Annotated in this window: 5 protein-coding genes; 2 read left to right on the top strand and 3 right to left on the bottom strand. The window is 70.5% G+C overall.

All coding sequences use genetic code 11. The annotated features are described in order from the left end of the window. The 3 genes from AX737_RS05555 to AX737_RS05545 all read right to left on the bottom strand — a co-directional run. Window positions 1-790 (bottom strand): ABC transporter ATP-binding protein (locus AX737_RS05555; RefSeq protein ID WP_066919671.1); only part of this gene is annotated, 790 nt, incomplete at its 3' end. Continuing rightward, window positions 783-2,453, bottom strand: coding sequence for an iron ABC transporter permease (locus AX737_RS05550; RefSeq protein WP_066919668.1), 1,671 nt, complete (start codon window positions 2,451-2,453; stop codon window positions 783-785). The genes AX737_RS05555 and AX737_RS05550, both read right to left, overlap by 8 nt. Before the next feature lie 11 nt (window positions 2,454-2,464). Continuing rightward, window positions 2,465-3,556: an ABC transporter substrate-binding protein gene (locus AX737_RS05545; protein WP_066919666.1), complete on the bottom strand. Its 1,092-nt coding sequence runs from the start codon at window positions 3,554-3,556 to the stop codon at window positions 2,465-2,467. A 306-nt stretch (window positions 3,557-3,862) separates the two neighbouring features. Between AX737_RS05545 and AX737_RS05540 the strand changes: the two genes are divergently transcribed. Together AX737_RS05540 and AX737_RS05535 are read left to right on the top strand one after the other, a co-directional pair. Then, window positions 3,863-4,558 carry a response regulator transcription factor gene (locus AX737_RS05540; RefSeq protein ID WP_066919664.1) on the top strand — a complete coding sequence of 232 codons (696 nt, stop codon included), beginning with the start codon at window positions 3,863-3,865 and terminating at the stop codon, window positions 4,556-4,558. Beyond that, entirely contained in the window at window positions 4,555-5,967 is a 1,413-nt protein-coding gene (locus AX737_RS05535) for a sensor histidine kinase (RefSeq protein WP_066919662.1), read from the top strand. The genes AX737_RS05540 and AX737_RS05535 overlap by 4 nt, the downstream gene beginning before the upstream one ends. Window positions 5,968-6,129: the final 162 nt, after the last annotated feature.

Here is a 6,129-nt window from a genome sequence, read left to right as displayed (position 1 = left end):
CGCCGAGATCGACCAGCGCCCGGCCGTCCCGCCGCTCGGCCACGCCCACCGAGAGCGTGTTGTTGGTCCCCATGAACTCGGAGGCGAACAGCGTCGCGGGCCGCTCGTAGAGATCCTCCGGCGTGCCAGACTGCACGAGCTTGCCGCCGTCGAGCAGCACGACCTGGTCGGCGATGGCGAGCGCCTCGGCCTGGTCGTGCGTGACGAAGACCGCCGTGATGCCGCGCCGCTTGATCAGCGACCGGATCCAGATCCGGGCTTCCTCCCGCAGCTTCGCGTCGAGGTTCGAGAGCGGCTCGTCGAGGAGGATGACCGGCGGCTCGTAGACAAGCGCCCGGGCGATGGCGACGCGCTGCTGCTGGCCGCCCGAGAGCTGCGAGGGGTAGCGCGCGCCGAGAGCGCCGAGGCCGACGCCGTCGAGGGATTCCTGAACCCGCCGGGTGATGTCGGCCTTGCCCTGGCCGCGCAGGCGCAGGCCGTAGGCGACGTTCTCGAACACCGTCTTGTGCGGCCAGAGGGCGTAGGACTGGAACACGAAACCGAGGTCGCGCCGCTCCGGGGGCAGGTTGACCTTGGCCCCCGCGTCGTAGACCGGGCGGCCGTCGATGCGGATGGCGCCCCGGTAGGGCTCCTCCAGGCCGGCGATCGAGCGCAGCAGCGTGGTCTTGCCGCTGCCGGAGCGCCCGAGGAGGCAGACGACCGAGCCCTCCTCGAACTGGGCGTCGATGCCCTTCAGGACTTCGACCGCGCCGTAGCGCAGGTGGAGATCTTCGATGGCGAGCTTAGGCATGACGCTTGTTCCCGAGGGCGAACATCAGCGCGAGGCCGACGAGGATGAGGACGAGGTTGACGGTGGAGAGCGCGGTGACGAGGTCGACGGCGCCGGTGCCCCAGAGGGAGACGAGGAGCGAGCCGATCACCTCCGTGCCGGGGCTGAGCAGGTAGACGCCCGTGGAGTACTCGCGGACGAAGGTCACGAAGATCAGCACCCAGGAGCCGACGAGGCCGGCCTTGATCAGCGGCAGGGTGACGTCGCGGCTGACCTGGGCGGGGCGGGCCCCGACGACCCGGCCGGCCTCCTCGAGTTCCGGCCCGATCTGGAGGAGCGAGGCGCTCACCAGACGCATGCCGTAGGCGAGCCAGACCAGCGTGTAGGCGAGCCACAGGCTGAACAGGGTCTGGCGGAACGGCTGCAGGACGGGGGTGAACAGGAACAGCCAGAACATGGCCAGACCCGCGATCAGGCCCGGCATGGCGCGCGGCACCAGCACGAGGTAGTCCATCAGCGCCGTCCAGCGCGAGCGCCAGCGGTGCAGCGCGAGGTTGACGAGCGCGTAGAAGCCGACCGAGAGCGCGCCGCCGACCGAGGCGATGAGCAGCGTGTTGACGATGCCGCGCACGAGGTTCGGGTAGCCCATCAGCTCGCGGAAGTGGGCGAGCGTCAGGTTCGGCCAGATCGCGACGCCCTCGCCCCAGGTTGAGAGGAAGGAGCGCAGCACCAGCGCCGAGACCGGGATCACCACGGTGAAGCCGAGCCAGGCCACGATCAGCCCGACCGCCGGCCAGCGCCACGCGCCGATGGCGAGCGGCCGCTGGGCGCTGGCCTTGCCCTTGACCGCGACGTAGCGGTTGGCGGCGGCGAGGAGCTTGCGCTGCGTGTAGACCAGCGGCAGCGTCACCAGGATGATCGAGACCACCACCACGGCCATCAGGTCGTAGGAGGGCGTGCCGAGCTTGTTGGTGAGCTTGTACAGGTAGGTGGCGAGCACCAGGATCCGCTCGGGATCGCCCAGCACCAGCGGCAGGCCGAACAGCTCGAAGCCGAGGAAGAACACCAGCACCGTCGCGTAGAGGATGCTCGGCATGATCATCGGCAGGCTCACCGTCAGCGCGACCCGGAAGGGGCCGGCGCCCGACGAGCGGGCGGCCTCCTCCACGTCGGAACCGAGCGAGCGCAGGGCCGAGGAGGCGTAGAGGAAGACGTGGGGCACGTGGGTCAGCCCCGCGATCACGATGAGCGCGGTCTTCGAGTAGAGGTACCAGGGGATGGTGCCGACCAGCCCCTTCGCCCAGACGCTGACGATGCCGACGGGGCCGAGCGCCACCACGAAGCCGAAGGCCAGCACAACAGAGGAGACGAACATCGGCACGAGCACGAGCGGCTCGATGAGGCGGCGCCCCGGCAGGTCGGTGCGGACCAGCAGGAAGGCCATGATGCAGCCGAGCGGCACGGCGATCGCCGTCATGCCGGCGGCGATGATGGCGGAGTTCACGAAGGCCTCGCGGAAATCGTCCTCCTCGAAGAGGACGAACGCGTAGGCCTGGGTGGTGAAGGTGCTCGACGGCTGGAAGAAGGGGCCGCTGAGGAAGCTCTGGTAGACCACCAGCCCCACGGGGGCGAGGATCATCAGCGCGGTCGCGAGCACGACCGCGATGCGGAAGGAGCGGGGCATCGGCTCTGGCCTCAGTTCGCCGCGAGCGTCTTCTGCCACTGCTTGATGAAGCGCAGTCGCGTGATCTGGTCGAGCTGGGTCAGGAGTTCCGGCCCGACCCGGATCGGCCGCAGCGTGACGTCGCCCACCCCGGGCAGGCTGGTGATGCCGTGCGTCTCCTGCAGGTCGGTGCGCACCGAGGTCATCGCCTTCTTGGCGAGCTCGACCTGTCCGGCCCGGGAGAGCAGGAAGTCGAGGAAGAGCTTGGCGGCGTTCGGGTTCCTCGCCTTCGCGGACACGAAGCCGATGCGCGACATCACCTGCGTGTAGTCCTTCGGCAGGACGTAGGCGAGCGTCGGATCCTTGTGGTTGCGCTGGAGCACGTAGGAGCCGATCATGTTGTAGGCCAGCGTGTGCTCGCCCGAGACCACGCGCTCGATCATCGCGCCGGTCGAGGTGTAGAACTTGGCCCCCGCCTGACCCATGGCCTTCACGGTGTCCCAGGTGGTCTGGGGGCTGATCTGGACGTCCTGCGTGATGTAAAGGAAGCCGACGCCGGAACGCTCGGGATCGTAGGACGTGACCTTGCTCCGGTAGGCGTCCTTCTTCTGGGCGATCAGCTTGGCGAAATCGGCGTGGCTGCGCGGCACCTCGGCCTCGGGCACCAGACGGCTGTTGTAGGCGAAGACGATGGGCTCGGCCGTGGTGCCGTAGGCTTGGTCCTTCCACTTGGCCCAGTCCGGCAGCGCGGTCTTCTCGGGCGAGGCGTAGGTCAGGGCGTAGCCGTCGTTGACGAGCTTGATCTGAAGATCCATCGCCGAGGACCAGATGAAGTCCGCGGTCTTGCCGGCCGCGGCCTCGGCGACGTAGCGGCTGTAGAGTTCCGTCGAGTTCTGGTCGGCGTACTCGACCTTCAGCTTCGGGTAGAGCGCCCGGAACTGGGCCAGCAGGTCGGACACCTCGGAGGCGTCGGCGGTGGCGTAGATCGAGAGCGCGCCTTCCTTCTCGGCGGCCGCGATCACCTCCGCGTAGGAGGCCGGATAGCCCTGCGGCACGGTCTGGGCCAGCGCGGCCGGGACGGCTGCACAGAACAGGGCGAGCGAGGCGGCAAGCCGCATCTTCATGGAACGATCCTCCCGGGCACGGCGCGTCTCATGGCGCGCCTGTCCGGTGACCGTAGGCATCCAGGCTTTCATCATCCTGACACGGACTGCATGGGCCGCGAAACCTGTTCTCGCCCGCCGTCCCGCCCGGGCGCCGCTCCGTTCGAGGGCGCGATCCCGGCCCTGTGGTCCCGCACGGCCGCCGGTGCGACCGACGCCTTGCAGGAACGCCCAACTCTCACGCGGAGCGGTATCGTCGTCGGGGCCGGATGTTCTAGGCTCACCGAGGCGCCGCCGGTCGGTGCGGGGCGCGGAGGACGACGACCGATGCGGATCCTCATCGTGGAGGATGACGCCGCGCTCGCACGCGGCGTCGTCGCGTCGCTGCGGCTCAGCGGCTTCGCGGTGGATCACGAAGCGAGCGGCGCCGACGTGCTGCCCCTGCTGCGCCAGGAGGCCTACGCCCTGGTCGTGCTCGATCTCGGGCTGCCCGACCGCTCCGGCTTCGAGGTGCTGCGCGAGATCCGGCGGGCGGGCCTCACGGTACCGGTGATGATCCTCACGGCGCGGGCCGCCGTGGCCGACCGGGTCACCGGGCTCGACCTCGGGGCGGACGACTATCTCGCAAAGCCCTTCGATCCGGCCGAGCTTGAGGCGCGGGTGCGGGCCCTGGTGCGGCGCGGACACGGCCGGCCCGACCCGATCGTGAGCTGCGCGGACCTCGTCCTCGACCGCTCGGGCCAGGTCGCGACGCTCGCGGGCCGCCACCTGCCGCTGCGCAAGCGCGAGCTCGCGATCCTCGAATCGCTGATCACCCGGGCCGGCCGCGTGGTCTCGAAGGAGCGCCTCGTCGCGGAGGTCTTCGGCTTCGACGAGGAGATCTCGCCCAACGCCATAGAGGTCTACGTGGCGCGGCTGCGCCGCCATTTCGGCGCGGCGGGCCCGCGCATCGTCACCCTGCGCGGTCTCGGCTACCTGATGGAGCCGGGCCCGGCGGAGGACCGGGGCGGAGAGGGCCGGTGAGCCTGCGCAGCACCCGCTCACTGCGGGTCCGCGTCGCCGCCTACCTGATGGTTCCGATGGCGGCGCTCGCGGTGACGCTGGGCGTCGGCGGCGCCTGGTTCGTGAGCACCTTCGTGACCAGCGCCTACGACCGGGTGCTGGCCGGCTCGATCCTGTCGATCGCCGAGCACCTGACCGTCCAGGACGGCAGCGTCGCGCTCGATCTGCCGGCGGCCGCCTTCGGCATGCTGTCGAACGCGCAGCGCGACAGCATCTACTACAGCATCACCGACGGCGGGACCTTCGTGACGGGCTACGAGGACCTGCCGCAACCCGACCCGATGCCGCCGCCCGAGACGCTGACCTACCGCGACGCCGTGTTCCGCGGCCAGCGGGTCCGCATCGGCGCGATGCTGAAGCCGATCTACATCACGCGTCACGCGGCCCTCGTGCAGGTCGCCGAGACCACGCACGGGCGCGACCTGCTGGTTCGGCGCATGCTCGTCGCCCTGACGGCGCTGGGCGCGACCTTGGCCGCGGTCGGCAGCCTGCTCGTCTGGTTCGCGGTGCGGATGGGCCTGTCGCCGATGGACGACCTGCGCCGCGCGGTCGAGAACCGCTTCCACGAGCGCGGCGCCGTTCCGGCCTTCTCGGTCGCGGGCGTGCCCCGGGAAGCCCTGCCGCTGGTCGAGGCCCTGAACGCGTTGCTGACGCGCCTCAACGACGCCATGACGGTGCTGCGCCGCTTCACCGCGGACGCATCGCATCAGTTGCGGACGCCGGTCGCCATCCTGAAGACGCATCTGCGCCTGCTCGACCGGCAGCCCGCCGACAGCCCCGGATGGCGCTCCTCGCGCGCCGACATCGACGGGGCCGTCGATCGGCTCGACCGCCTCATCGCGCAGCTGCTCGTCCTGGCGGGCGTGGAGGAGGCGGCCCGTCGCGGCGACGCCATCGCGAGCGACCTGACCGAACACGTCCGGGACACCGCGCGCGACCTCGTCGATGCCGCGCGGCAGCGGCGGATCACGCTGTCGTTCGAGGGGCCGGAGGCGCCGGTCGTCGCCCGGGTCGAGCCGCTCCTCGTCGAGGAGATCCTGCGGAACCTGATCGACAACGCGATCCGCTACAACCGGCCCGGCGGCCGCGTCCGGGTTTCGGTGACGCGCGAGGCGACGCGGGAGGGCTTCGAGCGGGCCTGCATCGACGTGGAGGATGACGGGCCCGGCATCCCCGAGGACCGGCACGCCCGCGTGTTCGAGCGCTTCTATCGCCTGGAACGGCAGGACGATCCGACCGGCAGCGGTCTGGGGCTCGCCATCGTGAAGGCCTTCGCCGAACGCCTGGGCGGCACCGTCTCGCTGCACCCGGGCATCGATGGACGCGGTCTCCGGGTCCGCGTCGCCCTCACCTCCGCCGTCGCGGGGTGAGAGCCGGTCGGACACGACCCGACTCGGAATCCGCGCGCGGACGCGCAGGAGGCCGAAGGCCGCATACGCAGCGGGTCGTGCAAGGGACGGGAGCGATCGGGATGGGGCTGGCTCCCCGAGCAGGACTCGAACCTGCGACAAGGCGATTAACAGTCGCCTGCT

Origin of the sequence: Methylobacterium sp. CCH5-D2, from assembly GCF_001556475.1 — a bacterium.
Lineage (GTDB): Bacteria > Pseudomonadota > Alphaproteobacteria > Rhizobiales > Beijerinckiaceae > Methylobacterium > Methylobacterium hispanicum.
The sequence above is the reverse complement of the archived record's forward strand: the minus strand, read 5'-3'. Positions and strand labels throughout refer to the sequence as shown.

Coding starts and splice junctions, on each gene's coding strand:
- AX737_RS05550 (WP_066919668.1), bottom strand. CDS start 2,453: ATGCCCCGCTCCTTCCGCATCGCGGTCGTGCTCGCGACCGCGCTGATG.
- AX737_RS05545 (WP_066919666.1), bottom strand. CDS start 3,556: ATGAAGATGCGGCTTGCCGCCTCGCTCGCCCTGTTCTGTGCAGCCGTC.
- AX737_RS05540 (WP_066919664.1), top strand. CDS start 3,863: ATGCGGATCCTCATCGTGGAGGATGACGCCGCGCTCGCACGCGGCGTC.